Annotated in this window: 19 protein-coding genes; 4 read left to right on the top strand and 15 right to left on the bottom strand. The window is 73.6% G+C overall.

What is annotated here, in order from left to right; genetic code table 11:
* Window positions 1–38 precede the first annotated feature (38 nt).
* On the top strand, window positions 39–1,094 hold the full coding sequence (locus IH80_RS0115715) for a C40 family peptidase (RefSeq protein ID WP_030961002.1): 1,056 nt from the start codon (window positions 39–41) through the stop codon (window positions 1,092–1,094).
* Window positions 1,095–1,193: 99 nt separating this feature from the next.
* Here IH80_RS0115715 and IH80_RS0115710 read toward each other — a convergent pair whose 3' ends face one another.
* The 4 genes from IH80_RS0115710 to IH80_RS0115695 all read right to left on the bottom strand — a co-directional run bounded on the left by IH80_RS0115710 (window position 1,194) and on the right by IH80_RS0115695 (window position 5,626).
* Window positions 1,194–2,309, bottom strand: a complete 1,116-nt coding sequence (locus IH80_RS0115710; protein ID WP_234432255.1) for an NYN domain-containing protein — start codon at window positions 2,307–2,309, stop codon at window positions 1,194–1,196.
* A 133-nt stretch (window positions 2,310–2,442) separates the two neighbouring features.
* Window positions 2,443–3,546 (bottom strand): alpha/beta hydrolase, encoded by a 1,104-nt coding sequence (locus IH80_RS0115705; RefSeq protein ID WP_030960998.1) that lies wholly within the window; start codon window positions 3,544–3,546, stop codon window positions 2,443–2,445.
* 89 nt (window positions 3,547–3,635) lie between these two features.
* A complete protein-coding gene (locus tag IH80_RS0115700) occupies window positions 3,636–4,334 on the bottom strand; it encodes a LuxR C-terminal-related transcriptional regulator (protein ID WP_030960997.1) in 699 nt (232 codons plus the stop codon).
* Entirely contained in the window at window positions 4,331–5,626 is a 1,296-nt protein-coding gene (locus IH80_RS0115695; RefSeq protein ID WP_030960996.1) for an ATP-binding protein, read from the bottom strand. Before IH80_RS0115695 ends, IH80_RS0115700 begins: the two co-directional genes overlap by 4 nt.
* Window positions 5,627–5,757: 131 nt before the next feature.
* Between IH80_RS0115695 and IH80_RS0115690 the strand changes: the two genes are divergently transcribed.
* Both IH80_RS0115690 and IH80_RS0115685 read left to right on the top strand, forming a co-directional pair.
* Window positions 5,758–7,104, top strand: coding sequence for a PspC domain-containing protein (locus IH80_RS0115690; protein ID WP_030960995.1), 1,347 nt, complete (start codon window positions 5,758–5,760; stop codon window positions 7,102–7,104).
* On the top strand, window positions 7,091–7,315 hold the full coding sequence (locus tag IH80_RS0115685) for a hypothetical protein (protein WP_030960993.1): 225 nt from the start codon (window positions 7,091–7,093) through the stop codon (window positions 7,313–7,315). The genes IH80_RS0115690 and IH80_RS0115685 overlap by 14 nt, the downstream gene beginning before the upstream one ends.
* Here the strand turns inward: IH80_RS0115685 and IH80_RS0115680 are convergent.
* From IH80_RS0115680 to guaA, 4 genes are all read right to left on the bottom strand, one after another.
* Complete coding sequence (locus IH80_RS0115680) at window positions 7,261–7,770, bottom strand: DoxX family protein (RefSeq protein ID WP_030960991.1); 510 nt, start codon at window positions 7,768–7,770, stop codon at window positions 7,261–7,263. The genes IH80_RS0115685 and IH80_RS0115680 overlap by 55 nt on opposite strands.
* A gap of 18 nt (window positions 7,771–7,788) precedes the next feature.
* Entirely contained in the window at window positions 7,789–9,045 is a 1,257-nt protein-coding gene (locus IH80_RS0115675) for a hypothetical protein (protein ID WP_030960990.1), read from the bottom strand.
* 102 nt (window positions 9,046–9,147) lie between these two features.
* The gene (locus tag IH80_RS0115670) at window positions 9,148–9,945 is read right to left on the bottom strand and encodes a class II aldolase/adducin family protein (protein ID WP_030960989.1); all 798 of its coding nucleotides are present in this window, start codon (window positions 9,943–9,945) and stop codon (window positions 9,148–9,150) included.
* 157 nt (window positions 9,946–10,102) lie between these two features.
* Entirely contained in the window at window positions 10,103–11,689 is a 1,587-nt protein-coding gene (guaA, locus tag IH80_RS0115665) for a glutamine-hydrolyzing GMP synthase (protein ID WP_030960987.1), read from the bottom strand.
* A gap of 295 nt (window positions 11,690–11,984) precedes the next feature.
* Here guaA and IH80_RS0115660 point away from each other — a divergent pair, with 295 nt between their 5' ends.
* Entirely contained in the window at window positions 11,985–12,248 is a 264-nt protein-coding gene (locus IH80_RS0115660) for a chorismate mutase (protein WP_030960985.1), read from the top strand.
* A gap of 267 nt (window positions 12,249–12,515) precedes the next feature.
* On the opposite strand, the gene IH80_RS0115655 is transcribed toward IH80_RS0115660, so the two are convergent.
* From IH80_RS0115655 to IH80_RS0115625, 7 genes are all read right to left on the bottom strand, one after another.
* Window positions 12,516–14,174 carry a hypothetical protein gene (locus IH80_RS0115655; RefSeq protein ID WP_030960983.1) on the bottom strand — a complete coding sequence of 553 codons (1,659 nt, stop codon included), beginning with the start codon at window positions 14,172–14,174 and terminating at the stop codon, window positions 12,516–12,518.
* Window positions 14,175–14,340: 166 nt separating this feature from the next.
* The gene (locus IH80_RS0115650; RefSeq protein WP_199819267.1) at window positions 14,341–16,158 is read right to left on the bottom strand and encodes a GMC oxidoreductase; all 1,818 of its coding nucleotides are present in this window, start codon (window positions 16,156–16,158) and stop codon (window positions 14,341–14,343) included.
* 11 nt (window positions 16,159–16,169) lie between these two features.
* Window positions 16,170–17,801 carry a succinic semialdehyde dehydrogenase gene (locus tag IH80_RS0115645; RefSeq protein ID WP_030960981.1) on the bottom strand — a complete coding sequence of 544 codons (1,632 nt, stop codon included), beginning with the start codon at window positions 17,799–17,801 and terminating at the stop codon, window positions 16,170–16,172.
* 102 nt (window positions 17,802–17,903) lie between these two features.
* Window positions 17,904–19,550, bottom strand: coding sequence for a serine/threonine-protein kinase (locus IH80_RS0115640; RefSeq protein WP_030960980.1), 1,647 nt, complete (start codon window positions 19,548–19,550; stop codon window positions 17,904–17,906).
* 125 nt (window positions 19,551–19,675) lie between these two features.
* Window positions 19,676–22,213, bottom strand: a complete 2,538-nt coding sequence (locus IH80_RS0115635; protein ID WP_030960979.1) for a protein kinase — start codon at window positions 22,211–22,213, stop codon at window positions 19,676–19,678.
* 77 nt (window positions 22,214–22,290) lie between these two features.
* On the bottom strand, window positions 22,291–24,660 hold the full coding sequence (locus IH80_RS0115630; protein ID WP_324609408.1) for a serine/threonine-protein kinase: 2,370 nt from the start codon (window positions 24,658–24,660) through the stop codon (window positions 22,291–22,293).
* A 437-nt stretch (window positions 24,661–25,097) separates the two neighbouring features.
* A complete protein-coding gene (locus IH80_RS0115625) occupies window positions 25,098–26,804 on the bottom strand; it encodes a glycerol-3-phosphate dehydrogenase/oxidase (protein WP_030960976.1) in 1,707 nt (568 codons plus the stop codon).
* Window positions 26,805–26,894 lie beyond the last annotated feature (90 nt).

The following is a 26,894-nucleotide window of genomic DNA, read 5'->3' as shown; positions in this document are numbered from 1 at the left end:
TCCTCCAAGCACCGGCAGAGGAAGGACGTGAGGCCCTCGTGGCCACTCATCGAAAGCCCAGGCAGCGCCCGCTCTCCGGCGGCTCGGTACGGACCGCCGCCACCATCGCCCTCGCGGGCGCTGCCACCGCCACCGCCTTCGAAGGCACCTCCCAGGCCGACCCCCGGCCCACCCCCGCCCAGGTCAAGACCGAGGTGGACCGGCTCTACGAGGAGGCCGAGGCGGCGACCGAGCGGTACAACGGGGCGAAGGAGCAGGCCGACGAGGCCGAACGGGCACTGACCGGTCTGCGTGACGAGGCCGCCCGCAAGGCCGACCAGCTCAACACCGCCCGCAGCGCGCTCGGCTCGCTCGCCGCCTCCCAGTACCGCAGCGGCTCCCTGGGCACCGCCGTACAGCTCGCCCTCGCGGACGACCCGCAGGAGTACCTCACCCAGGCCTCCTTCATCTCCCGCGCCGGCAACCGCAACGCCGCCGGGATCACCACGGTGCGCCGCAAGCTGGACGAGCTGTCGAAGCTGCGGGAGCAGGCCTCCGGGCGGCTCGCCGACCTCCGTTCCCGGCGGGACGAACTCGCCGCCCACAAGGCCGAGGCGGAGGGGAAGCTCGCCGCCGCCAAGCGACTGCTGGACAAGCTGACCGCTGAGGAGCGCGCCGCCTACGAGGCCCAGTCGTCCGGTGCCGCACCCTCCGGGGCGGCGTCCGCCGGGCCCGTGACCGCCGCGCCCCCGCCGCCCGCCGACGGCTCCCGGGCGGCCCGCGCCGTGGCCTTCGCGTACGGGGCGATCGGCAAGCCCTACGTCTGGGGAGCGACGGGGCCCGGCTCCTTCGACTGCTCGGGACTGACCCAGGCGGCCTGGCGCTCGGCCGGGGTCTCGCTGCCCCGCACGACCTACACCCAGATCAACGTCGGCCGGCGCGTGTCCCGCGACCAGCTGGCCCCCGGCGACCTGGTGTTCTTCTATTCCGGGATCACGCACGTCGGCCTCTACGTCGGCAACGGCCAGATGATCCACGCCCCGCGCCCGGGATCGACCGTCCGGCTCGCGCCGCTCGACTCGATGCCCTGGGCCGGCGCCTCCCGCCCGGCGTGAGCCCGGCCCGCCCGGCGTGAGCCCGGCCCGCCCGGCCTGAGCCCGGCCCGCCCGGCCTGAGCCCCCGCCCGGGCCCGAGCCCCGGCCCGGCGTGCGGCCTCAGCCCTGCGCGCAGTGCCCGCACGTCCCGCGCCGGCGGAGGTAGTAGGCGAGGGTGGCGGCGCCCAGCGCGGCGCCCCACACCACCCACAGCATCGCGGGGTAGTTGGTGCCCCAGCCGAAGGGCTGGTTGCCGGCCCGGATCATCATCAGGCCGCCGGGGACGGCCACCACGGATACCAGCAGGGCCGGGACGACCGCGGTGGCCGGGGCGACCGGCCGGCCCGCCTTGAACGGCACCCACCGCGGCCAGACCTCGCCCCAGCGCGCCACCAGGCCGTGGGTCAGCACCGCGCCACCGACCGAGGCGAGCGCCAGGCCGAGCCCGATCCCGAGCAGCCCCGGGGTGTCCTGCATGTCCTCGAGGAACGCGTCGGTGATGCCGAGCGGGTAGCCGAAGAACCAGGCCACGCGGGTCGCCTCGTACGGGACGGTGGACAGGACCGACACCAGCACCGCCCTGCGCCCCCAGCGGGCGGCCGACTCCGGCGCGGTCCACGCGGCGGCCCGGCCGCCGCGGCCGCAGTGCGCGCACAGCCCGCCGGTCCGCCGCTGGTGGGCCAGCGTCGCCAGCGTCCACAGGACGCCGCCCACGAACAGGATGAGCAGGTTGTCCCGGTGCCAGAAGAGGATGTCGCCGACGCCCTCCTGGGGACCGGGCACGCCGGTGAACGCGAACACCACCAGGAGCGGGGCGAAGGCCAGTACGGCGATCAGGGTGTAGTCCTGCACGCCCACCAGGAGCGTCGCGGCCAGCGTCCAGCCGAAGACCAGCAGCGCCCGGCGGCCCGCACCCGTACCGCACCGGCGGCGTGCCATGAGCAGCCCGCAGACCGCCCCCGCCAGTCCCACCGCCGCCATGACCGGGGCGACCACGGCCACCGGGCTGGGGTCCAGCACCGACCCGGACGAGCGGTCCACGGCGGCCTGCGCGAACGGGTACCCCGCCCCGCCCAGCGCCCAGTACAGCCCCGCCAGCCCGTAGCCCAGGGACCAGACGGCAGCCGCGTACCCGGCCCAGTGCGGCCAGCCCGACCACCACCGGCGGCGCACCGCGGCCCGCTCCCGCTCCCGCTCCCGACCCTGCTCGTTCCTGCTGTCGACCGCGTGCGCCATGACCCTGATCCCCCTCGGATGTCGTCCTGGGACCAGCCTCGCGGTGCGGGGGTGGCGGGCACAGCGGCCGACCGGCAGAGTCCGGCGGCCTCCGGGGCGGCCGCTCTCCGCCGATCGGCAGAGTCCGCCAGGGCTAGGGGGCCTTGACCACGCCGCTCAGCCAGCCGAAGGTCTGCGGCAGCTGCTTGGACCACGAGTCGAGGTTGTGGCCGCCGGTGACCTTCTCCGCGTGCACGACGGTCGGCTTCTGCGCGAGCGCCTTGAGGTCCATGCCGGACAGGTAGCCGTCCTGCTCGGCCCCCGACATCCACAGCGAGACCGCCGGCGGCGCCGGCTGGGCCTTGAGGACGTTCTTCAGGTTGTGCGTGACGCGCAGCTGCGGGTCCTGGGCGACCAGCGAGGAGGGTTCCTGGCCGGGGTCGTTGTAGCCGGACAGGGAGACGGCGGCGCTGTAGCGGTCGGGGTGGGCGATCGCCAGCTTGGCGGCGCAGTAGGCGCCGGCCGAGTAGCCGGCCACGCCCCAGGTCCGGGCCTCGTCCGAGGCCCGGAAGTTGTCGACGACCATCTTGCGGACATCGACGCTGAACCAGCTGTCCGCGTTGACCTTGCCGGGGAGGTTGGCGCAGCCGGTGTCGCCGTTGCCCACGAGCATGGCGCGCGGCGAGACGAGGATGAACGGCTGCACCTTGCCGCTCTTCATCAACGGCTCCAGCACCTCGTGCGCCTTGAGCCCCTGGAACCAGGACTTCCCCGTTCCCGGGATGCCCGGGATCAGCTCGACGACCGGGAACTTCTTGTCCTTGAAGGCCGGGTCGTCGTACTGCGGCGGCAGCCACACCAGGACGTCGCCCCTGACGCCGGATATCTTGCCGTCGAGCTCGGTCTTCTGGACGCGGCCACCGAGGCCCTCGACCGGCTGGAAGGCCTGCTTGGCCTTCGGGGCCTCCTCCACCTTCTTTCCGCCCAGGCCGTCCGGACCGAGGTCGGGTGCGGCGGTGACGTACGTGCCGGTGCCGAGCAGATCGCCCCACGAGTTGTAGAAGTGCTCGGCCCGGTTGACGGCCACGAACACCACGGCGACTGCTGTGACCTGGGCGAACACCACCATCAAGGTGCGCAGGGCAGCGCGTACGACGGCAGGGCCGCGCACCTTGCTCCACAGGGCCAGGGGGAGGATGACGGCGATCACGGTCAGTGCGATCACCGATACGAAGAAGGGTGTACCGGTCAAGCTCATCACGACAGCCTAGAGTGCGGCCGACGCGGCGCCGGTTGCCCAGCCGACCTGCGGTGTGGGTCACACCGCAGGTCGGACGCCGTACGGCGTCACACCAGGCGGCGTGCCGTCGCCCAGCGGGTCAGCTCGTGCCGGTTGGAGAGCTGCAGCTTGCGCAGGACCGCCGAGACGTGCGACTCCACCGTCTTCACCGAGATGAAGAGCTGCTTGGCGATCTCCTTGTACGCGTACCCGCGCGCGATCAGCCGCAGCACCTCGCGCTCGCGCTGGGTGAGCCGGTCCAGGTCCTCGTCCACCGGCGGCGCGTCCGTCGAGGCGAACGCGTCGAGCACGAAGCCCGCCAGCCGCGGCGAGAACACCGCGTCCCCGTCCTGCACGCGGAAGACCGAGTCCACCAGGTCGGTGCCGGTGATGGTCTTGGTGACGTAGCCGCGCGCACCGCCGCGGATCACGCCGATGACGTCCTCGGCCGCGTCGGAGACGGACAGCGCCAGGAACCGCACCGGGTTCTCGGCGGCCGCCATCAGGGGGGCGCAGCGCCGCAGCACCTCGACGCCGCCGCCGCCGGGCAGGTGCACGTCGAGGAGGACCACCTCGGGCCGGGTGGCCGTGATGACGGTGACGGCCTGGTCGACGTCGGCGGCCTCTCCCACGACCTCCACCCCGGTCCGGTCGGTCTCGCCGATCTCGGCCTGCACGCCCGTGCGGAACATCCTGTGGTCGTCGACGAGCACCACCCGGACCCTCCTGGTCGCCGCCACGCCTGGGTTCTCTCCGGCCTCGGTCATGCCGTGTTCGCCGCCCTCTCCATCTCCAGCTCGACTTCCGTGCCGCCGTCGGGCGCGGACCGCAGTCGCGCGGTCCCGCCGTTGCGCTGCATCCGGCCGATGATCGATTCTCGTACGCCCATGCGGTCGTCGGGTACCGCTTCGATGTCGAAGCCGGGCCCGCGGTCCCGTACGGACACGAACACCGTCTGCCCCTCCACCTCCGCGTACACCTGCACCGGCCCGCCCTCGCCACCGTACTTGGCGGCGTTGACCATCGCCTCGCGTGCGGCCTGGACCTGTGCGCCCAGCTTCTCGTCGAGCGGGCAGTCGCCGACGACGACGACCTCGATGGGCACGCCGTGGTGGTCCTCCACCTCGGCCGCGGTCTTCTTCACGGCCTCGGCCAGGGTCGCCGGCTCCTCGGCCTCGTCCTTGCCGGTGCCCTCGGGCTTGTAGAGCCAGTTGCGCAGCTCGCGTTCCTGGGCCCGCGCGAGCCGGCGCACCTCGCCCACGTCCTCCGCGTTGCGCTGGATCAGGGTGAGGGTGTGCAGCACCGAGTCGTGCACGTGGGCGGCGACCTCGGCGCGCTCCTGCGCACGGATGCGCATCAGCCGCTCCTCGGAGAGGTCCTGGGTCATCCGGATCAGCCAGGGGCCGGCGAGCAGGGCGACGCCGACGAGGACGGCGAGGGTGGCGGTGAGGACGTTGCCGAGCTGCGCGGCGGAGCCCCGTACGACGATGAAGACGGTGAGGCCCACGCCGACCAGGGCGACCCCGGCGAGCGCGCGGGCTGCCTGGAAGAGGCGCCCGTGCCGCCCGGCGGCGGTGGTCCAGTGGGCGCGGCGGGCGTTGTCGGCCTGCCGCCACACGAGGACCACACCGGCCCCGACCAGCAGCGTCGGCCAGACGTAGCGTCCGGACTCGCCGCCGAGCTGGACCTTGGAAATGAAGATGCCCGCGCCGATGAACAGGGCGATCAGTGCCGTGATCTGCCCGCTGTCGGGTTTGCGCAGGCGGCGGGTGCCGTCGGGGAGGGTCTCGAAGAAGGAGCGGTGCCCGGCGCGCCCGCCGACGCCGAGCGGTACGAAGACCCAGAACGCGGCGTACAGCAGCACACCCAGTCCGTCGCCCCACATGAAGAGGAGGAGGAACACGAGGCGGACCCAGCCCACGGGCAGCCCGACGTGCCCGGCCAGACCGCGCGCGACACCGCCGAGCATCCGGCCGTCGGCGCTGCGGTAGAGCTTGCGCTGCGGCGGGTCGTCGGCGTCCGGGGCGTGCAGGGGGCGGGAGGAGGCGGCTACGGGCATGTCACCAAGGGTCACACGGCGGGCCGGGGCCGGGCATCAGGGCATCCCCCCACTTCTGCCCGGGAGATCTCAGGGTTGCGCCAGGGTAGGACCGGATTCCGGGGGCCCGCGCCGACCGTCACCATGGACGCATGACCGAAGTACACGACGCCCCGCCCGCCGGCGCCGGGGCCCCCCTGGCGGCCGAGGCCCGGCCGCCCCTGCGCCGCAGCAAGCGCGACAAGGTCCTCGCGGGCGTGTGCGGCGGACTGGGCCGGTACTTCGACCTGGACCCGGTGGTCTTCCGGATCGTCCTCGGCGTCCTTGCGGTCACCGGCGGCGTGGGCCTCATCTTCTACGGCTTCGCGTGGCTGCTGCTCCCGCAGGAGGGCGAGGAGGACAGCGAGGCGAAGAAGCTGCTGACGGGCCGGGTCGAGGGGGCGACCCTGGCGGCGGTGTTCACCGCCCTGGTGGGCTGCGCCCTGTTCCTGTCGATGCTGGACAACGGCGCGCTGGCGGTGTTCTCGGTCCTGGTGGTCCTGGCGCTCGGCGGGGCCTCCTACTGGTCGCAGCGGCGGCGGCAGGCCGTCGCCCCCGAGACGGAGGCGCCCGCCCCGGGCGGGGCCGCCCCGCGCGCCGCGCACTCCCCGGCGGCCCCGCCGGAGACGAAGGCGCCGCCCGCCCCCGGTGCCCCGTCCTGGTGGCGGGACCCACTCGTCAAGGACGGCACCACCGGCCCCGTCGGCTCGACGGGATACCTGTGGGGGCCCGACGACTCCGTCGGCCCGGCGGAGTCCGGCGCCCTCGGAGCCACGGGCGCGTCCGCACGGCCCGCCGCGGGCGCCGCCCGGGTCCGGGGGCGCGGCGGCATCGGCGGCCGTGTCTTCCTGCTCGCCCTGCTGGCCGGGGCCGTCGGTACCGCGGCGGACTGGGAAGGCAGCCCGCTGGGCGAGGCCCTGCAGACCGGACTCGCCTGCGCGCTGATCGTCTTCGGTCTCGGCCTCGCGGTCAGCTCCCTGCTGGGCCGCACCGGATTCGGCACGGTCGTGCTGGCCCTGCTCACCTCCGGTCTGCTGGCCGGCGCCGCGGCGCTGCCGCGCGACATCGGCACCGACTGGGGGACGTTCGAGTGGCGGCCGGTCGCGATGTCCGACGTACGGCCCGAGTACGAGGCGGGCACGGGACTGGCCGTATTGGACCTGAGCCGCCTCGACGTGCCGAAGGGCACCACCGTGGCCGTGAGGGCCTCCATCGACGTGGGCCGGCTCCAGGTGGTGCTGCCGCGGGAGGCCACCGTCCGGGCGGACGTCACCGTCCGGCGCCTCGGCGACATCCAGCTGCCGGACGACTACGAGGGCCGGATCGAGCGGGTCGGCCCCGGGCAGCAGAACCGGACGGCGACCTTCGCCCCGGCCGCCGGCACCGAGGCCGGCGGGACGGTCGAGCTGGACCTCAGTGCGGGAATCGGACAGGTGGAGGTGGAGCGTGCGGCGTCATGAGTTCCAGCCGGGACGGCTGATCGCGGGACTGGTCCTGCTGCTGGCGGGCGTGCTCTACCTGGCCGAGACCACCGGTGAGGCCGACCTGCCGTGGTACGCGGTCATCCCGATGACCGCGGGCGGGCTGACGCTGGCCGCACTGGTGGGGCTGGTGACCTATGCCGTACGCCGGGACCGGCGCGACCGGATCTCCGAGTCCAGCGACAGGTAGGGCGCACCGGCGATGATCAGCGGGGTCCAGGCCATCAGGTAGATCAGGTCGTTGCCGTAGTAGTACGGGGACACCGCCCACGAGACCGTGAGCCACAGGCTGAGCGAGATCAGGGCCCCGCCGACGGCCGCGGTCCGCGACAGCAGGCCGACCAGGGTGCCGAGGCCCACCAGGATCTCGGCGACGGCGAGGAACACGGCGAATCCCACGGGGGCCTGCAGGGAGAGGTCCACGAGGGCGGGGACCGCGGAGGTGTCGCGCACCCCGCTCATCAGGTCGCCGATGGAGCCGTCGCCGGAGGCGGAGAGGAACGCGGGATCGGTGAGCTTGTCCACACCCGCGTAGACGAAGGTCACGCCGAGGAACAGCCGCAGGGGCAGCAGGTGGTACCGGGCAGCCTGGTCACGCAGCCCGCGCGGTACGTCGGTCCGGGGAGGTGCTTCGGTTCTGGTCACGCGACATGTCTACCCCGATCACTCGGCCACGTCGATGGTGCAGCGGTTGGATTCCACTCCCGCAGCCGTGACCACCTGGATCTCGGTGCGCCCCGGTTCCACTTCCGCCGGGACCGGCACCGTCAGCACCGTGTCGGAGGGGTTGGTGAACCCGCCCGGCACCGGGACCAGCGGCACGTGCACGTGGACCGCCCCGATCCGCACCACCAGCCGGGCGAGCATCTCCGGGGTCTGCGCCCCGGGCGGCACGAAGCCCACGCCGCGGATCTCGATGTCGTCCCCGGGGCGGACGGCGGCGTCCAGGTCCCCGGGCTCGCGTCTGCGCACCACCGACAGCACGAGCGGGCGGCTGCCCTCCGCGTACTTCGCCGCCAGGTACACCGCGGCCGACAGGGCCATCAGCAGGGCCAGCGCCCAGGGCAGCTGCGGCAGCCGGTCCGGGAAACGGGCGAGCGAGGCCGCCGCGTAGGCCAGTACGGCCGTCGAGACGAGCACGTACTGCGCGTCGGGGAAGCTCCCGCGGCCCGCGTCGTCCGTGAGCAGGTCCGCTCCGCGCGGCCGGTCCGCCGGCAGCTTCTGCAGCCGCTGGCTCATGATCCGTACGCAGACCACCCGGCGCACCAGTACCGCCACCCCGGAGGTCAGCACGACCACCGACAGCACCGGCAGCGCCCGGTCCAGGGCGAGGCCCGCGTACAGCGCCTGCCGTTCCGGTCCGGGGGCCGACGCGGCCAGCCGCAGCGCGGGCAGCAGCGTCGCGAACGACGTCAGCACCACCCAGGCGCTGGGCACCGCCTTCGAGGTGGACAGCCTGTTGTCCTCACCGACCAGCGGGGCCAGCAGCCCGCCGCGCAGCGACTGGGCGCGGGCCGCGACCGTCAGCAGCCCGGCCAGCAGCAGCGCCGCCAGGAGTCCGGCGGTGCGCGCCGTGGACCAGCCGGTGCCGAGCGCGGCGGCCACCTGGACCAGCAGCAGGACACCGGCGGCGATCCACACGGCGAGGACGGCCCGCCGGGAGAACACGTACAGCCAGGAGTTGCCGGCCTCCCTTCCGCGGTCGGCGACGTTGCGGGCCGACAGGGCCAGCTCGTCGGAGACCCACTGCCGGGAGGCGCCGAGGGAGTGCGCGACGGCGGCCGGCACGCCCTGCCCTGCGGCGAACTCGTCGCGCTTCTCCAGGAACGCGGCGACCGCTCGGCGGTGCCCTTCCCGGGCGCACTCTTCGCAGGCGCAGGCAGTGGTATGGGTGCCGCGGGACATCTCTTGGACAGCCACGTACGTGCCGCCTCTCTGAACTACGGGGCAATGCCAGCGAATTGTGCACCACTGCGGCAGTGCTCCGGATTGCGCACGATGTCAGAGCAGGTGATTAACGGTTCATGATGTTGACGCCATGTCCGCGACCGTCTGCCACAGCGGCTGGTAGCTCACCCAGGCTGCGAGGTCCCCGCCGAACCGCTCGCGGGTGGCGACGGCGCTGTGGTGGTCGATGAGCACCGGCTTCCCCGCGGCCCGCGCGATCAGCTGGACCTGGGCCGCCCGTTCCGCCGCGACGAACCACCAGGCGGCGGCGTCCACCGAACCGCCGACCGTCAGCAGCCCCCGGTTGCGCAGGACGAGCGCCTTGTACGGGCCGAGCGCGCGGCCGATCCGCGCGCCGTCGTCCGCGCCGGCGTATTCGTCGAGGAGGGCGTGGTCCTCGTAGAAGGCACAGGCCTCGTGGGTGATCGGGGCGAGGAGTTCCCCCAGGGCCGCGAGGGCCCGGCCGTACGGGGCCTGCACGCGGACGACGGCCACCGCCTCGGGGCGCGCCCGGTGCACGGCGGCGTGCACGGCGAAGGCCAGCTGGTTGACCCGCCGCTCCCCCTGGACCACCCGCCCGTCCCCGTCGACGAGCAGCAGGTCCTCGGGGCCGAGGGCGGCGAAGGCACGGCCGAAGGGGTTCACCCAGTAGCAGTCGTCGAACTCCGGGTCCCGCGCGGTGACGTGCCCGGCGACCCCGTCCTCGTACCCGAGGCGCGCGAACAGCCGCAGCGTGCCCGCGAGGCGTTCCCTGCGGTGCGCGCGCTCCTCGGCCGGGTCGGTGTGCGCGGGCGGCATCTCGAACGCCAGCCTCTCCACCGGCACCGGCACCGGGCCGGGCCGCGTGCCCGGCGTCCCCGTCTCCTCGGACATCGCCCGCCCTCCGTCGGTCCGTCTCCGCCGTCGTCGTCGTCGGCGCAAGGTACTGGCCTGCGCGCGAGGAGAACAGAGCCGCGCACCGGCGAAACGGCGACGGCGCCGCCGCTCAGCAGGGCTGAGCGGCGGCGCCGTCGTGCGGGGGCGGGGCCCCTTACTCCCACTCGATGGTGCCCGGGGGCTTGCTCGTGCAGTCCAGGACCACACGGTTCACCTCCGGCACCTCGTTGGTGATGCGGGTGGAGATCCGGGCGAGCACCTCGTACGGCATGCGCGTCCAGTCCGCGGTCATCGCGTCCTCGGAGGAGACGGGGCGCAGCACGACCGGGTGGCCGTAGGTGCGGCCGTCGCCCTGGACGCCGACGCTGCGGACGTCCGCGAGCAGGACGACCGGGCACTGCCAGATCTCGCGGTCCAGGCCGGCCGCGGTGAGCTCGTGGCGGGCGATGGCGTCGGCCTCGCGCAGCAGGTCCAGGCGCTCCTTGGTGACCTCGCCGACGATGCGGATGCCGAGGCCGGGGCCGGGGAAGGGCTGGCGCTGGACGATCTCCTCCGGCAGGCCGAGCTCCTGGCCGACCATGCGGACCTCGTCCTTGAAGAGCTGGCGCAGCGGCTCGACGAGCTCGAACTCGATGTCGTCGGGGAGGCCGCCGACGTTGTGGTGCGACTTGATGTTCGCGGTGCCGGTGCCGCCGCCGGACTCGACGACGTCCGGGTAGAGGGTGCCCTGCACGAGGAAGGCGACCGCGGGGCCTTCCTCCTGGAGGATCTCCAGCTGGGCCTGCTCGAAGACGCGGATGAACTCGCGGCCGATGATCTTCCGCTTGGTCTCCGGGTCGGAGACGCCGGCGAGCGCGTTCAGGAAGCGCTCCTGCGCGTCGACGACCTTCAGCTGCACGCCGGTGGCGGCGACGAAGTCCTTCTCGACCTGCTCGGTCTCACCCTTGCGCATCAGGCCGTGGTCGACGTAGACGCAGGTCAGCTGGGAGCCGATGGCCTTCTGCACGAGGGCCGCGGCGACCGCGGAGTCCACGCCGCCGGACAGGCCGCAGATGGCGCGCTTGTCGCCGACCTGCGCGCGGATGGCCGCGACCTGCTCCTCGACGATGTTGCCGGTGGTCCAGGTGGGGGCCAGGCCGGCGCCGCGGTAGAGGAAGTGCTCCAGGATCTGCTGGCCGTGCGTGGAGTGCATCACCTCGGGGTGGTACTGCACGCCGTACAGCTTCTTCTCGTCGTTCTCGAAGGCCGCCACGGGGACGACGTTCGTCGACGCGGTGACGGTGAAGCCCTCGGGGGCGGCGGAGCAGGCGTCGCCGTGCGACATCCACACCGACTGGTTCTCCGGGGTGCCCTCGAAGAGGGTGGAGCCGGGCTTGGAGACGTGCAGCGGGGTACGGCCGTACTCGCGGGCGCCGGTGTTGTCGACGGTGCCGCCGAGCGTGGTCGCCATCAGCTGGAAGCCGTAGCACATGCCGAAGACCGGGATCCCGGCCTCGAACAGGGCGCGGTCGAGCTGCGGGGCGCCCTCCTCGTAGACGGAGGACGGACCGCCGGAGAGGATGATCGCCTTGGGGTTCTTGGCCAGCATCTCGTCGACGGGCATCGAGCTCGGCACGATCTCGCTGTAGACCCGTGCCTCGCGGACGCGGCGGGCGATGAGCTGGGCGTACTGGGCGCCGAAGTCGACGACGAGAACCGTGTCCGGGGCGCTGTCGTGGGCGGCGGAGGGTGCTTCTGGCACGGGGCGGCCTTCCGGCGGAAGAGGTGGCTGTTTTGTCAATTCTAACGGGGGACGCCGGGGCCCCTTCGTCTCACCATCCGAAGCGGCTTGGCACGCGCGGGGAGGGAAGGCCATAATCCTTCCGTGCGCAAGCAGCTGAGCTTCCTCTTTACCTATGGCACCGGCCGGTCCGGTCGCCATGGGTCATCGTGATGCTCGCTTGAGCCGCTGACTTCCCAGAGCGCCCCGGTCCGACAGGACCGGGGCGCTCTGCGTTTTCCGGACCTGCGGGCCCCACCCGACAGGAGAGAAGACCATGACCACGATCGCCACCGCCCCCGAGCAGCTGATCGCCGAGTCCCGTACCCGTATCGACGCCATCGACGACCGGATCATCGGGCTGATCCAGGAGCGGATGGCCGTCTCGACGGTCATCCAGGAGGCCCGGATCGCCTCCGGCGGGCGCCGGGTGCACCTGTCCCGCGAGATGGAGGTGCTGTCCCATTGGAGCGACGCCCTGGGCAGGCCCGGCACCGCCCTCGCGATGACCCTGCTGGAGCTGTGCCGGGGCCGGGTGTGACGGCTGTTCGTCACCCGTCCGGAGCGTGACCGCCCCCGGGAGGCTTCGTTGGTGAGGTTGTCCGCGTCAGCCAGCCGCGGAACCGCAACACCACGCGTGGCTCTGCAGGAGCGATGAGACGTACGCCTCGTGGTGCGTGCGTCGTGGGACCTCGCTCCTTCGCGTGACCGGACGGCAGGGGACAGCAGCCCGGTCACCCCGTAAGGACGGCCGGCCCGGGGGACGCCCCGGGCCGGCCGTTCTGTGTGCGCGTACGCGACCGCCCGGCTAGGCGTGCCTGCCGGCCTTGCGCCGGAAGGCCAGGACCAGGCCGCCGCCCACGGCCACGAGCACCGCGCCGCCGAGCGCGAGCGGGCCGACGGAGCTGCCGGTGGCGGCGAGGCCGCCGTTCGGCGTGGTGCCGGAGGTGCCGGAGGTGCCAGTGGTGCTGGTGGGCGTCGCCGAGGAGCTCGACGTGGCGGTCGGCGAGGCGGTGGCCGTGGCGGTCGCCGTCGGGCTCGGCGTGGCGCCCCCGTCCTTCGCGCTGATCACGACGGACGCCTTGTCGTTGGCGTGGTTCGGGTCCCACGGCTGGCCCTTGGTGCCCTGCGGCGTCCACTGGCCGACCGAGACGGAGCCCGCCGCGTTCGCCACGACCTGCTCGATCTTCAGCTCGAACGGGTAGCTGAACTTCTCCCGCTCGCCCACGACGTGGCCGGTGGAGCAGAAGTAGCGGGGCGCGCCCAGCGCCTGCTCGCGGGCGGTGCCGTCGGCGTTGACGCCCTGGCAGTCGGCCGGGACCTTGGTGGCCTTCGTACCGGCCGGGAGCACGATGTCCGTGCGGGCGACGCTCTCACCGGGACGCAGGTACGCCACCCAGGCGGGCCCGTTGTTGCGGAAGCCGAAGTCGGCCTTGACCGTCTCGCCGGCCGCTCCGGCCAGGGCGACGGGCCAGGCCACGAGGTCGGCGCTGTTCTTCGTCCTGAAGTCGAACTCCTGGAGGTTGTTCCAGGGGTCGAGGTCCACCGACTGCGCGGAGGCCCCGGCGGCGGCGCGCTTCTGCACGGCCAGCTTCTTGCCTCCGGCCGGCTTCTTCGACGTCGCGCCGGCCTTCGGCTGGTGGCCGTCCGCGTACACGGCGTAGGTGAGGGTGTCGGCGAAGGCGTGCGGGGCGGCCTTCAGCGTCAGCGGGCCGTCGACCCCGTAGACGCTGCCCGGCTCGTACTCGCCCTCCAGCAGGCACTGCACGGTGCTCCAGCCCGGGTTCAGGGGGCGGCCCGCACCGGTGTCCTCGGAGTAGGAGCAGTTGTCGTACTGCTCCAGCAGGTCGATGCCGTGCGTGGTGCGCATCTCCAGGACGACGCCCCGAACGGGCTCCGTGCCCTGGTTCGCGAAGACGATCGACAGGTTCTGCTTGTCGCCCGGCTTCTGCTCCTCCTTGAGCGCGGCCCGCTCCAGCACGAGGTCGGGGCCGCCGACCCGGACCTTGGTGGTGGCGGCCTTGAAGGTGGCCCCCTCGGCCTTGCCGGTCACGGTGAGGTCCGCGGTGGCGCCGGCCTTGCTGCCCGCGGCGGCGCGCAGGTCCAGGTCGACGACGCTGGTCTCGCCCTTCCACAGCGCGGGGCGCTTGCAGGTGACGGCCGCCTCGGTGAGGGCGCAGTCCGAGCCCTGCTGCTTCGCGAGCGCGACGTCGGCGATGCCCTTGAGCCCGCTGAGGTCGATCGTGAAGGTGCTCTGCCGGTCGAACGCCGAGGCGGTGTCGTTGACGAGCCGGAACTCCACCAAGGTCTTCTGCGGCCCGCCGCCGTTCTGCCCGGGGTGCGGGCGCAGGCCGATCTCGGCCGGTCCGGCCAGGGTGAAGACGGGGTCCGCAGCGTGTGCGGGAGTGGCTGCGAGCCCCAGGGCGGCGACGCCGCAGGCAGCCAGCAAGGAGATGCGCTTTCTCATGCTGCCGTTGACGGCCGAACGCGAGCCGCAGTTGCCTCCTTGGTGGTGTGATCGACACCACAGCCCGGCTCGGCGGATTCCGGTACAACCATCAAGGCTGAACATCTGTCACGTATGTACCGCGGTGGGTACCGCGCTCGGAGGGGGAGCGCGGTACCCACCGCCGTCATCCTGCTGGTTCCGGATCCCGCGGAGGAATTTCCGGGACCGCCAGGAACGGCAGCCGCAGCGCGCCGAACGCGTCCTTGGGGACGGCCGGCCGGACCGGTTCCACCGCGTCCAGGCGGACGTACGCCGCGCCCTGTTCGGGCCGGGGGTCCCGCTCGCCCTTGTTCGGCCAGTACGACATCGCCCGTTCCGCCTGCGCGGTGATCGTCAGCGACGGGTTGACCCCCAGGTTCGCGGAGACCGCCGAACCGTCCACCACCGAGATGCCCGGGTGCCCGTGGAGCCGGTGGTACGGGTCCACCACGCCGTCCTCCGCCGACGCCCCGATCGGGCAGCCGCCCAGGAAGTGCGCGGTCAGCGGGGTCCCCATCAGCTCGCCGATGTTGGAGCCCGGAAAGCCGTTGATCTCCTCGGCCAGCAGGGTCGCGGCCCGCGTGGCCTCCGCGATCTGCACCGGGTTCGGGGCTCCGTGCCCCTGGCGGGCCGTGAGCAGGCCCTTCCCGATCCCGCCCGGCTTGCGGTAGGTGGTCAGCGAATTGTCCAGGGACTGCATGACCAGGCCGATGATGGTCCGCTCCGACCAGCGCCGGTTCGACAGCGACCGGGCCAGCTGGAGGGGGTGCCGCACGGTCCTGGCCAGCCAGCCGCGGACCCGGTGGGCACTGTAGGGGACCTGGAGGACGGTCAGGAACCCCATCGCGTTGGAGCCCTTGCCGTAGCGGACCGGCTCGATGTGGGTGTCGGCGTTCGGGTGCACGGAGGAGGTGATCGCCACGCCGCGGGTGAAGTCGGCCCGCTGTGCCGTGCCGGGGCCGGTGCCGTGCCGCCTGCGGTAGCGGCGGTCGTCGGTCTGCGCACCGACCAGGCCCTCGGAGTTGGTACGGGTCAGCTTCCCGAGCCGCTGCGACAGCCGGGGCAGTTCGCCGCGGTCCTTCATGGCGTGCAGCAGGGTCTGCGTGCCGTACGTGCCGGCCGCGACGACCACGTACCGGCAGCGCAGCACCTTCGCCTTCCCGCGGCGGCGGCCGTCGGTGGGCACGGTGCGGACGCGGTGGCCGCCGTCCGGGTGCTCGGACAGTGCGGTGACGGTCGTCATGGGGTGGATGACCGCGCCCGCGCGCTCGGCGAGGTGCAGGTAGTTCTCGTTCAGCGTGTTCTTCGCGCCGTGCCGGCACCCGGTCATGCACTCGCCGCACTCGGTGCAGGCCCTGCGGGCGGGTCCGACGCCGCCGAAGTACGGGTCGGCGGTCTCCTCCCCGGGCCGGACCCGGGGCCCGTCCGCGGCGTCCTCGCCGTCGCCGAAGAAGACGCCGACCGGAGCCATGTGGAAGGTGTCCGCCACGCCCATCTTCTCGGCGGCCGCCTTGAGGTGGACGTCGGAGGGGGTCATGGTCGGGTTGAGACGCACCCCGAGCATCCGCTGGGCCTGGTCGTAGTACGGGGCGAGTTCCTCGCGCCAGTCGGTGATGGACGCCCATTGCCGGTCCTCGAAGAAGGCCCGCGGCGGCACGTACAGGGTGTTGGCGTAGTTGAGCGAGCCGCCGCCCACACCGGCGCCCGCGAGCACCATGACGTTGCCGAGCAGGTGGATCCGCTGGATCCCGTACAGCCCGAGGGCCGGGGCCCACAGGTAGTTGCGCAGGTCCCAGCTGTTCTTCGGCAGGCTCTCGCGGGTGAAGCGGCGTCCTGCCTCCAGGACGCCGACCCGGTACCCCTTCTCGGTGAGGCGCAGGGCCGAGACCGACCCCCCGAAGCCCGATCCGATGACGATGACGTCGTAGTCGTAGGCGTCGTCGGATGCGTCGTCGTGCGACACGGATACCTCCTTCAGCGCAGTCGGAGAGCCTTCATGACCTTGAGGCTGCGGGTCATGAACGCCGCGTACTTCTCGTCGTCCATGCCCAGCGAGGGCGCCATCGGGACCAGCCGCTGGTGGGCGACGGTCTGGGCCTCGGTGTACTTGAGGATGCCCTCGGAGCCGTGACGGCGGCCGAGGCCGGAGTCCTTCATGCCGCCCATGGGCGCCTGGGCGCTGCCGTAGGCGGGGGCGTAGCCCTCGTTGATGTTGACGGTGCCGGTGCGCAGGCGGGCGGCGACGGAGTGGCCGCGGCGGGCGTCCTTGGTCCAGACGCTGGAGTTGAGGCCGTAGGCGGTGGCGTTGGCCTCCGCGATCGCCTGCTCCTCGTCGGTGAAGCGGTAGACGGAGACGACCGGGCCGAAGGTCTCCTCGCCGCAGACCGCCATGGGCGCCTCGACGCCGTCGAGGATGGTGGGCTCGTAGAAGAGCGGGCCGATGTCGGGGCGGGCGGTGCCGCCCGCGACGAGGGTGGCGCCCTTGGCGACGGCCTCGTCCACGTGCCGCTGTACGGTCTCCAGCTGGCGCTCGCCGACCAGCGAGCCCATGTCGGCGCCGTAGGCGAGGGAGCTGCCCAGGCGCATGGCCCGGGTGCGGGCGGCGAACCGCTCCACGAAGGCGTCGGCGATCGAGGCGTGGACGTAGAGCCGCTCGATGGAGATGCACAGCTGGCCGGCCGAGGAGAAGCAGGCGCGGACGGCACCCGCGGCGGCCTTCTCGACGTCGGCGTCGTGCAGGACGAGCATGGCGTTCTTGCCGCCGAGTTCGAGGGAGACCCCCACGAGCCGGTCGGCAGCGCCCCGGGCGACCTCGCGGCCGGTGCGGGTGGAGCCGGTGAAGGAGACGTAGTCGGCGTGGCGGACCACCTCGGGGCCGACGACGGGGCCCTCGCCGAGGACGATCTGGAACACCTCGGCGGGCAGCCCGGCCTCGATCAGCAGGTCGCGGGCCCACAGGGCGGTCAGCGCGGTCTCGGTGTCGGGCTTCATCACGAGTGCGTTGCCCGCGACGAAGGCCGGGAGGGCGTCGCCGACCGACAGCTCGAGGGGGTAGTTCCAGGGGGCGATCTGGCCGACGACCCCGCGCGGCTGGCGCAGCTCGGTGACCTTGGTGAGGGTCGGCATCGCGCCCGTGTGGCCCTTGGGGCGCAGGTAGGAGGGTGCCTTGCGGCCGTAGTGGCGGGCCGAGACGGCGACGGCCTGGACCTCCTCGTGGGCGTGCAGGCGGGCCTTGCCGGTCTCCAGCTGGATCAGGTCGAGGATCTCGGCCTGGCGGGCGAGGACCAGGTCGTGGAAGCGCAGCAGGACCGCCGCCCGCTTGCGGACGGGGACCGCGGCCCAGGCGGGCTGGGCGGCGCGGGCCCGGTCGAAGGCCTCGGCCACGTCCTCGGGGGTGGCCTCGGGGAGCTCCGCCAGCCGGTCCCCGGTGAAGGGGGTGTGGTTGGCGGTGCGGCCGGAGCCGATCACTCCGCGGGTCAGCCGTGCGACCAGGTCGGGCGTCACCACGTCGGCCGCGGTGCGGGCGCCGGCCGGGGCCGGGGCGACCGGGTTGGTGGGCTGCGGTGCGGTCCGGAGGGGGGCGGCGGGGGCCTGCGAGTCCGTCATGCCGGTGAGCGTATTGCGCCCGGCAGCCTTTGGGTACCCGCCGGTAACCGGATTTTGCCTTTTCCGCCAGCGATCGCTGGCAGGATGCCGGGATCCGGGCGGTCAGGACTTCTTGGCGGGCGGCTCCCAGCCACTGAGCACGACGTCGAACTGCTGCTCGGTGGTGGCCCAGCTCGCCACCGGGCTGGACATGTAGATGGCGTACTCCGTGCCGTCCGGGGCCACGTACATCTGCTCCTTGGCCCTGCGCGGACCGGGGTGGTTCTGCTTCTCCGTCCAGGTGAAGTCCCAGAGCGCGGCCCGCGTGCTGTCCCGGAAGGTGTTCTGGTTCAGCCGCACCTTCTTGTAGTCGGTCCGCTTCGCCACCTGCTTCTCCAGGTCGATCAGGTGCGCGTACGGGTCCTGGTAGTCCGGGGTGGAGTCGGCGGCGATCCGGATGAAGTGCTTGCCGTCGTCCGGGGTGTAGTCGATCTGGTCGCCGTTCGCCTTGCGCGTCCAGCCCTCCGGGACGAACAGGGTGAAGCCGGCGAGGGGGTCGACGACCTTCGTGTAGCCGGCCGGCGGCGGCGCCGCCTGCGGCTTGCCGTCGTCGCCCGACTGGCCGCCCGTCGAGCTCGCGACCCGGTCCGGATCGCCCTGTTTCCCCGAGTCCGCGGTGTACTTGAGCACCCCGAACACCCCGCCGCCGCCGAGCAGCGCGGCCACCAGGGCCACCACCGCGGCGCGCTTGAGCCAGCCGCCGTCCCGGTCGGCCGGGGCGGACGCGGCCACCGCCCCGGAGACCGCGGGCTCCGGCAGCGGTGCCGTCGGCGCGGCCTCCGCCTGCGGGGCATGCTCCTCGGGCCGCTCCCGCGCCGCCGGGGCGAGCTCCTCGGGCGTGACCGCGCGCGTCGGCACGTACGCGTGCGCCGCCTTCGGCTCGCGGCCCTCCATCGCCTCCAGCAGCATCCGCTCGGCCTCCTCCGCCGAGGGCCGCTCCGTCGGGTCCTTGCGCAGCAGGGACGTGATCACCGGACCCAGCACCCCGGCCTGGCGCAGCGCCGGCGGCTCGTCGTTCACCACGGCCTGCAGGCTGGAGATGGGCGACGTACGGCGGAACGGGGAGCGGGCCTCCACCGCCGTGTACAGGGTGGCGCCCAGCGACCACAGGTCCGAGGACGGGTCGGGGATCCCACCGGTGACCCGCTCCGGCGCCAGGTAGTCGATCGAGCCCACGATCTCGCCGGTGCGCGTGATGGACGAATCGCCTTCGATCGCCGCGATCCCGAAGTCCGTGAGCAGCACCCGGCCGTCCTTGGCGAGCAGGACGTTGCCCGGCTTCACGTCCCGGTGCAGCACACCGACCGCGTGCGCGGCGCGCAGCGCGCCCAGCACGTGCAGCCCGATCCGGGCCGCCTCGCGCGGCTCGATCCGTCCGGCCGCCTTGGCCGCGTCCGCGAGGGAGGGGCCGTCGATGTACTCCATGACGATCCACGGCCGGTCATCGTGCTCCAGCACGTCGTGGACGGTGACCACCGCCGGGTGCTGGATCCGGGCCGCGGCCCGCGCCTCCTTCTGCGTCCGGGCGTGCATGACGTCCCGGTCCGCCTGGGCCACGTACAGACCCGCCGTCAGTTCCTTGACCGCGACGGTCCGGTGGAGCAGCTCGTCATGCGCGCGCCACACCTTTCCCATACCGCCCCGGCCGATCGGCTCGACGAGCCTGTACCGGCCCGCCAGCACGGCGCCCCCACCTGTCTGCTGTTCCACGAATTCCCGCCGCTCTCTGCACTTCAGGCCAGATTACGGAGCCCACGGGGGCTGTCGGAACCGCCCGGGCGCCGAAAGACGGCACTGTGACGCAATCGCCGTACTGATCAGTCGTCAATATCCGCTCATCCGCCCGCCTTGTAACTCGCCGTGGCCTTTTCGAAGACCTCGGTGACCTTGGTCTGTTCGTCCTCCGGACCGGTCACCAGGACGACGTGGTAGCTGCCCGCCAGCGCGACGACGAAATTGCGCGCGAACACGTTGCGGCCGGTCCCGTCGATCCACGTGTAGCGGCCGGTGGCCCGCAGTTGCTGGCCGACCCTGGTGGTCTTCACGTCCCCGACGGTCGACCAGGTGGAGGTCCGGTACGGCGTCAGCTCCGGCTCCTTGTCCTTCTGGTACGCCGCCGGGTCCGGGTTGCCCTCGACCTTGTCCCTGCCGGGGACCACGGTCAGCACGAACGACCCGTCGGTGTAGCGCACCTGGCCCGCCTCGTTGATCCCGCGGCGCTCCCAGCCCTGGGGGACTGCGATCTCGAAGTGCTCCGGGTCCTGCTGGGTGGTGTAGCCGGGCGGGGCCGGCGCGGGTGCGGCCTGCGAGGCGGCGGGCCCGGTGGTCTGGGGCGCCGGCTTGGACTCGGGCGTTCCGGTGGGGACCTGGGAGGGGCTGGGCCCCGACGACGCGTGCGCGGTGGTCTCCCCGGGGCCGTCCTGCTCCTGCGGCACGCCGGCCCGCGGCATGAACAGCACCGCGTACGCGACGGCCCCGGCGAGGAGGACCAGGATGCCGACGAGCAGGGTCCGGCCGAGCGCCTGCGGCTTGCGCGCGGCCGTGGGATTGCGGTGCCGGCCGTGGACCTCGCCGCGGCGGCGTACGACGGGCAGCCGCGCGGGATCCGGCTCCGGCATCGGGAGCATGCCGAGCCCCGCGTCCGGCTCGGGCGCGGACCGTACGAGCGAGCGCAGCCAGCCGCGGAGTTCCTCGAAGTCCGGCCGCTCGGTGGGGTCCTGGCGCAGCAGGGACTCCACGACCGGGCGGAGGGCCCCGCATTCCTCGGCGAAGGCGGGGGGCTCGCCGCAGACCATCTCGACCAGCTCGGCGACGCTGTCCTCCGGGTAGGGGGCGTGGCCCTGCACGGCGCGGTAGAGCAGCGCGCCCAGTGCCCAGAGGTCGGTGGCGGGCCCGACGGGAGCCGCCAGCTGCCAGTGGCCGTGCACGGGGCCGGCCTGTTCGGGGGCCCACCGCTCGGTGATCGCGCCGACCACGGCCATGCGCGTGTGCCGTGCCCGCTCGGCGTCGAGCCCGGTCCACGGGGCGGCCTGCGGGGCCCGCTCCGGCGCGGGCGCCGGGGTCTCGGCCTGGTGGTAGCCCTGCGGCAGGGCGAGCTGCGCGGGCAGGGCGGGCACGGCCGGCGGCTCGGTCCGGCTCCACGCGGGCGGAGCCGGGACGGGCCGGGCCTCAGGTGCCGGTCCGGCTTCGGGTTCCGGTCCGGCTGCGCGTTCCGGTCCGGCTGCGGGTGCGGATTCGGCCTGCGGCAGGGCCGGGCGGCGCGGGGTCGCGCCGTGCCAGGCGCCTGCCCCGGTCCCGGCTGCGGCCTCGGTCCCGGCTGCGGTCCCGGTCCCGGCTGCGGCCCCGGTCTCCGTTCCTCGGCCGTAGGGGTACGAGTACCCCCGCGGGAGGGTCGATCCCTCGGGCCTGCGCTCGGGCGTCACTCCGGTCCCGGTGGCGGCCTCGAGGGCCGCTTCGGCCCTGCGCTGCTCGGTGACCCGGGCGGCGGCCCGCGCGCCCGCGCGGTAGGCGGCGACGACCCCGGCGCGCGCGGCGGCCTGCGGGTCGGCCCGGTCCTGCGGACGGCCGGGGGTGATGTGGTCGTTGTACCGCGGCCCGGTGTCGTACCCGGGGGCCACGAGCGGCGCGTACCCGGGCGCTTCGGACCGGGGCGGGGCTGCCGGGATCGGGATCGGGGCCTGGACGGGGTCCGGCGGGGACGGCGCGGGGGCCGGTAACGGGGCGGGGGCGGGACCCGGACCCCAGCGCTCGTCGGGGGCGGGACCCGGACCCCAGCGCTCGTCGGGGGCGGAGTCGGCGGTGCGGGGGACGGGGTCGTAGCCGCACAGGGCCTCCTCCGCGGCGCCGGCCGCCAGGCCGGTCAGCACGACCCTGCCGTCCTCGCACACCAACACCGTACGGACGGTGATGTTCCGGTGGGTCCAGCCGTGCGCGTGCAGCACCCGCAGCGCGGTGAGCACGTCCGACGCCACCTCGGCCGCCCGGTAGGGGCTGAGGGGTTCGTCGGCGAGCAGCGCGGCCAGCGGCCTGGCCGGGACGAGTTCGCTCACTATCCACAGCGACTCGCCCTCGGCGAACACGTCGAAGACCTGGTCCAGCCGCGGATGGTCGGGAATCGAGGCCGCGGCCTGCGCCGCCTCGATCGCGCGCCGGACGGCCGGCAGGTCGGCGGGAGCGCGGCGGGCCGCCGGAACGGCCGACGGCCCGTCCACCAGTTCGGCGTCCACGACCTCCGGCAACGGCACCTGCCGCACCAGGACTTCCTGTCCGCTGCGCGTGTCGAAGGCCCGGGTCTCGACGAGCTCGTACGCGTCGGACGGCGGCAGCGGCAGGCGGTAGCGGCCGGCCAGGATCCGGCCCGCGTACTCCTCCACATCGCCTCCCCCGAGTGCGGCGGGCCCTCAGGGCCCCGCTGACACGATACGTCGACAGGGGCGCCTGCGTCCCGGGGTCAGCCGAGAGGCTGGAAGGTCTGGAAGGCGACCTCGCGCATCTGGGTGCACTCGGGGCCGTCCCACTGGTCCGCGGGGCAGCTGATCATGATGGCGTAGCCGTGCGTGGCGTCGGTCTTGAAGCCGCGGTTGAGGACGCGCATCTTGACCCCGCCGTGCTCCCGCTCGAACTCCCAGTCCGCAACGGTCGGGTAGCCCCGGTACTCCGTCTTGTCTATGCGGATCTGCCGGTAGCCCTTGCTGCTGAGGCCCACCGCGGGGGCCAGCTTGACCCAGGCGAGGGCCGCGTCGTCGCCCGGCTTGTTGGTGAAGTCGACCTGGATCCGGGGGAATCCGCCGTCGCGGCTGAAGATCCCGCCGGAGTTGTCGCCCGCGGTGCCCGTCCGCTTGAACCCCTCGGGCATCGCCATCGAGAAGTGGAAGCCGGGCTCCGTCACCATCACGAATCCGGCAGGGAGCGCGCCGCCCGCTCCCCCGGTCGTGGCGCCCTGGCCCTGCCCCTGGCCTTGGCCTTGGCCTTGGCCGGCGGTCTGCTGGCCCTGGCCCTGGCCGGCGGCGCCCGCGTCGGTACCGGCGCCGCCGGTACCGCCCGCGCCGGTCTCACCCGTGTTCCCCGACGGCTTCGGGGAACCCTGCTCGGCTCCGCCCGAGGTCTGCGGGGCGGACGCGGCCGGGGTGGGCTGACCGCCCTTGCCCTGGTCCTTCTTGTCCTTGTCGTCGCCGCTGACGGCGTAGGCGATCAGTGAGCCGACCACCACGAGGACGGCGATCACGGCGGCCACCGCGAGCGCGATGGTGCGCCGCGGCATGACGTCCGTGAGCGGCGCGACGACGGCGGCGGGGCGGCCCTTCGGCGCCTCCGCGGCCGAGACCGCGACGGCCGGAGTGGCCGTCGCCGCCTTGCGGGCGGCCTTCAGCGCGGCGCGGGCGCGCTCGCGCTGCTCCCGCTCCCGGCGCTCCCGTTCCTTCTTCGCGGCCTTGGCGGCGGCCTTCTCGGCGGTGGCCTTCTCGGCAGCCTGCTGGGCGTCCGCCAGCGATATCTGCCGGGTCTCCTCGGCGACCGCGGGCACCACGGGGGCGGGCACCGGCTCGGGCGCGGCGAGGACGGCGGTGAGCATCTCCCGGGCGCGCTCCTCGTTCAGGCGGCGGGCCGGGTCCTTGGCGAGCAGACCGTAGATGACGTCGGTGAGCGGGCCGGCGTTCTTCGGCGGGTCCACCGGCTCGGTCATGACGGCGGTGAGCGTGGCGAGCGCCGACCCCTTGTCGTACGGGGGCACGCCCTCGACGGAGGCGTACAGCAGGCCGCCGAGCGACCACATGTCGGCGGGCGGGCCGGGCTTCTGACCGCGGGCACGCTCGGGCGAGATGTAGGAGGGCGCGCCGACGAGCATGCCGGTGGAGGTGACGGAGGGGTCCCCCTCGACCTGGGCGATGCCGAAGTCGGTGAGGACGACGCGGCCGTTGCCGGCGATGAGCACGTTGGAGGGCTTGACGTCCCGGTGCAGGATGCCCTGGCCGTGCGCGGCGCGCAGGACTTCGAGGACGGCGAGGCCGACCTCGGCGGCGCGGTGCGGGGTGAGCGGGCCGTTCTCCCGGATGAACTCGGCGAGCGAGGGCCCCTCGATGAGCTCCATGACGATCCACGGCCGGGCGTCCTCGTCGACGACGTCGTAGACGGTGACGGCGCCGCCGCTGCGGATCCTGGCGATGGCCTTGGCCTCGCGGAGGGTGCGGGTGATGAGGCGGCGCTTCTCGTCGTCGTCGACCCCGCTGCTGAAGCGGAGTTCCTTGACGGCGACGGTGCGGCCCAGGGTCTCGTCCTGGGCCCGCCAGACGGTACCCATGCCGCCCTTGCCGAGCACAGCTCCCAGCCGGTACCGGCCGGCCAGCAGCCGCCCTTCGTGCTGCCCGTCCCCGGCCGCCTTGGCCGCGGCGGCCTTGACGGCGGCGGCCATCGCGTCGGCCTTCTCGACGACGGGATTCCCCCCGGTCGCCCCGACCGCCGCCTTCCCCGGCTTCGCGCCGACGACCGGCTCCGCCGCGGGGGCGGCCTTCGCCGCGGCGGGCTCGGCAGCAGCCCGTGCCGCAGGCGCGACCTTGTCCGGGCTCGGCGCGTCGGCGGGCTCCGCACCGCCATTCGGCTCCGCCGCAGGCGAGGACGCGGCCTTCGGCCCGTCAGACTCCGCGTCAGCCCCGGCCTGCGCCGCAGGCGCGGCCTTGCTCAGGCTCGGCTTCGCAGCCGCGGGCTTCGCGTCAGCGGTCCCGCCCGCCGCAGGTGTGGCCTCGGTCGGCCCCGGCTTCGCGGCGGCGGGCTGCGCACCGGCGTCCGGCTGCGCCGCAGGCGCCGGCTTCGCTGCCGCGGGCGACACCGCGTCAGCGGCAGCCCTCGCCGCGGGCACGGTCGTGCTCGGCTCCGGCACGGCAGCCGCAGCGGAACCCCCGGGCTTCGCCGCGGGCGAGCCCGCAGGCGCATCCGCGGGCGCGGAGCCGGGCTTCGGCCCATCAGCCTCCGCGTCCGCGGCAGCCCTTGCCGCGGGCACGGAAACAGCCTCGGGCTTCGCCGCAGGCGACCCCGCAGAGGCGCCGTCGTCAAGCTCCGCCGCAGGCGCCCCGGCAGGTGACTCGGTGTGCTCCGGCTTCGACATGCGTCCCCTCTGCGATCGTGCCGCTGCTCCGCCCGCCCCAGCGGCTGAGCGACCCGGCGACCGGGGCCCACGGTAACCCGCCCCGGCAGAGCCATCATTGTTCCTCACTCCGCAACGGACGGACCCCCCGGGTCTGCGGTTCCGCCTTCCGCATCCCGGAGTTACAACGGAACGATGTCGGGCGCCCCCAGCCGCGCCGCGTCCGCCGTCTGGTCGTCCGGCTGCCGCTGCGATTCCCGTTCCGCCTGGACCCTCTTCTCGTAGTGCTCCACTTCCTTCTCGATCTGCTGCTTGTCCCACCCCAGCACCGGAGCCATCAACTCCGCACACTCCCGCGCCGACCGCGTCCCCCGGTCGAAGGTCTCGATCGAGATCCGCGTCCGCCGCGTCAGCACGTCGTCCAGGTGCCGCGCCCCCTCGTGCGAAGCCGCGTACACGATCTCCGCGCGCAGGTAGTCGTCCGCCCCGGTCACCACCTTGCCCAGTTCCGGGTCGTCGGCGACCAGGCCGAGCAGTTCCTCCGTCAGCGTCCCGTACCGGTTCAACAGGTGTTCCACCCGCACCACATGAAGGCCCGTCCGGGCCGCGATCCGCGCCCGCCCGTTCCACAGGGCCTTGTACCCCTCGGCCCCCACCAGCGGCACGTCCTCCGTCACGCACGGCGCCACCCGCTGGTCCAGCCCGTGCACCGCCTCGTCGACGGCGTCCTTCGCCATGACCCGGTACGTCGTGTACTTGCCGCCCGCGACCACCACCAGCCCCGGCACCGGATGCGCCACCGTGTGCTCGCGCGACAGCTTGCTCGTCGCGTCCGACTCGCCGGCCAGCAGCGGCCGCAGCCCCGCGTACACGCCTTCGACGTCGTCGCGCGTCAGCGGCACCGCGAGCACCGAGTTCACGTGTTCCAGCAGGTAGTCGATGTCCGCGCTCGACGCCGCCGGGTGCGCCTTGTCCAGGTCCCAGTCGGTGTCCGTGGTCCCCACGATCCAGTGCCGCCCCCACGGGATGACGAACAGCACCGACTTCTCGGTCCGCAGGATCAGCCCGGTGGTCGAATGGATGCGGTCCTTCGGCACGACCAGGTGGATGCCCTTCGAGGCCCGTACGTGGAACTGCCCGCGCTCCCCGATCAGCGCCTGGGTGTCGTCCGTCCACACCCCCGTGGCGTTGACGACCTGCTTCGCGCGGATCTCGTACTCGACGCCGCCTTCGACGTCCCGGACGCGGGCACCGACGACCCGTTCACCCTCGCGCAGGAATCCGATGACCCTCGCCCGGTTGGCGCAGTGCGCCCCGTACGCCGCGGCCGTCCGCACGAGCGTGGTGACGTACCGCGCGTCGTCCATCTGGGCGTCGTAGTACTGGAGGGCGCCCACCAGGGCGTCCTTGCGCAGCGCCGGCGCCACCTGCAGGGCCCGGGAGCGCGACAGGTGCCGGTGCACCGGCAGGCCGCGGCCGTGGCCGCTGGAGACCGACATGGCGTCGTACATCGCGACGCCCGCGCCGGCATAGAGCCGCTCCCAGCCCTTGCGCTGCAGGGGGTACAGGAAGGGCACCGGCTTCACCAGGTGCGGGGCGAGGCGCCCCAGCAGCAGGCCGCGCTCCTTCAGCGCCTCCCGCACGAGGGCGAAGTCGAGCATCTCCAGATACCGCAGACCGCCGTGGATCAGCTTGCTCGACCGGCTGGAGGTGCCCGAGGCCCAGTCCCGCGCCTCCACCAGACCGGTGGACAGGCCTCTCGTCACGGCGTCGAGCGCGGTACCGGCGCCGACCACGCCCGCACCCACGACCAGCACGTCCAGTTCCCGCTCGGCCATCCGGGTGAAGGCCACGGCTCGCTGTGCCGGCCCCAGTGTCGCTGTCCTCACGGCTGCCTCCCGTTGGTGCGGATGAGATCCCGCTCACGTGCCCCCGTTTCATGATTCTGACGTCCCGCACTCACATCAGCCACCGCCTGT

Source organism: Streptomyces sp. NRRL S-378 (genome assembly GCF_000720645.1).
Classification (GTDB): Bacteria; Actinomycetota; Actinomycetes; order Streptomycetales; family Streptomycetaceae; genus Streptomyces.
This window is presented reverse-complemented; position numbering and strand designations above follow the sequence as displayed.

Excerpts from the sequence above, each read along its gene's own strand:
- IH80_RS0115710 (WP_234432255.1), bottom strand. The coding sequence starts at position 2,309 with ATGGCGCACGCGGTCGACAGCAGGAACGAGCAGGGTCGGGAGCGGGAG.
- IH80_RS0115645 (WP_030960981.1), bottom strand. The coding sequence starts at position 17,801 with ATGACGGACTCGCAGGCCCCCGCCGCCCCCCTCCGGACCGCACCGCAG.
- IH80_RS0115655 (WP_030960983.1), bottom strand. The coding sequence starts at position 14,174 with ATGAGAAAGCGCATCTCCTTGCTGGCTGCCTGCGGCGTCGCCGCCCTG.
- IH80_RS0115690 (WP_030960995.1), top strand. The coding sequence starts at position 5,758 with ATGACCGAAGTACACGACGCCCCGCCCGCCGGCGCCGGGGCCCCCCTG.
- IH80_RS0115660 (WP_030960985.1), top strand. The coding sequence starts at position 11,985 with ATGACCACGATCGCCACCGCCCCCGAGCAGCTGATCGCCGAGTCCCGT.
- IH80_RS0115695 (WP_030960996.1), bottom strand. The coding sequence starts at position 5,626 with ATGCCCGTAGCCGCCTCCTCCCGCCCCCTGCACGCCCCGGACGCCGAC.
- IH80_RS0115700 (WP_030960997.1), bottom strand. The coding sequence starts at position 4,334 with ATGACCGAGGCCGGAGAGAACCCAGGCGTGGCGGCGACCAGGAGGGTC.
- IH80_RS0115670 (WP_030960989.1), bottom strand. The coding sequence starts at position 9,945 with ATGTCCGAGGAGACGGGGACGCCGGGCACGCGGCCCGGCCCGGTGCCG.
- IH80_RS0115705 (WP_030960998.1), bottom strand. The coding sequence starts at position 3,546 with ATGAGCTTGACCGGTACACCCTTCTTCGTATCGGTGATCGCACTGACC.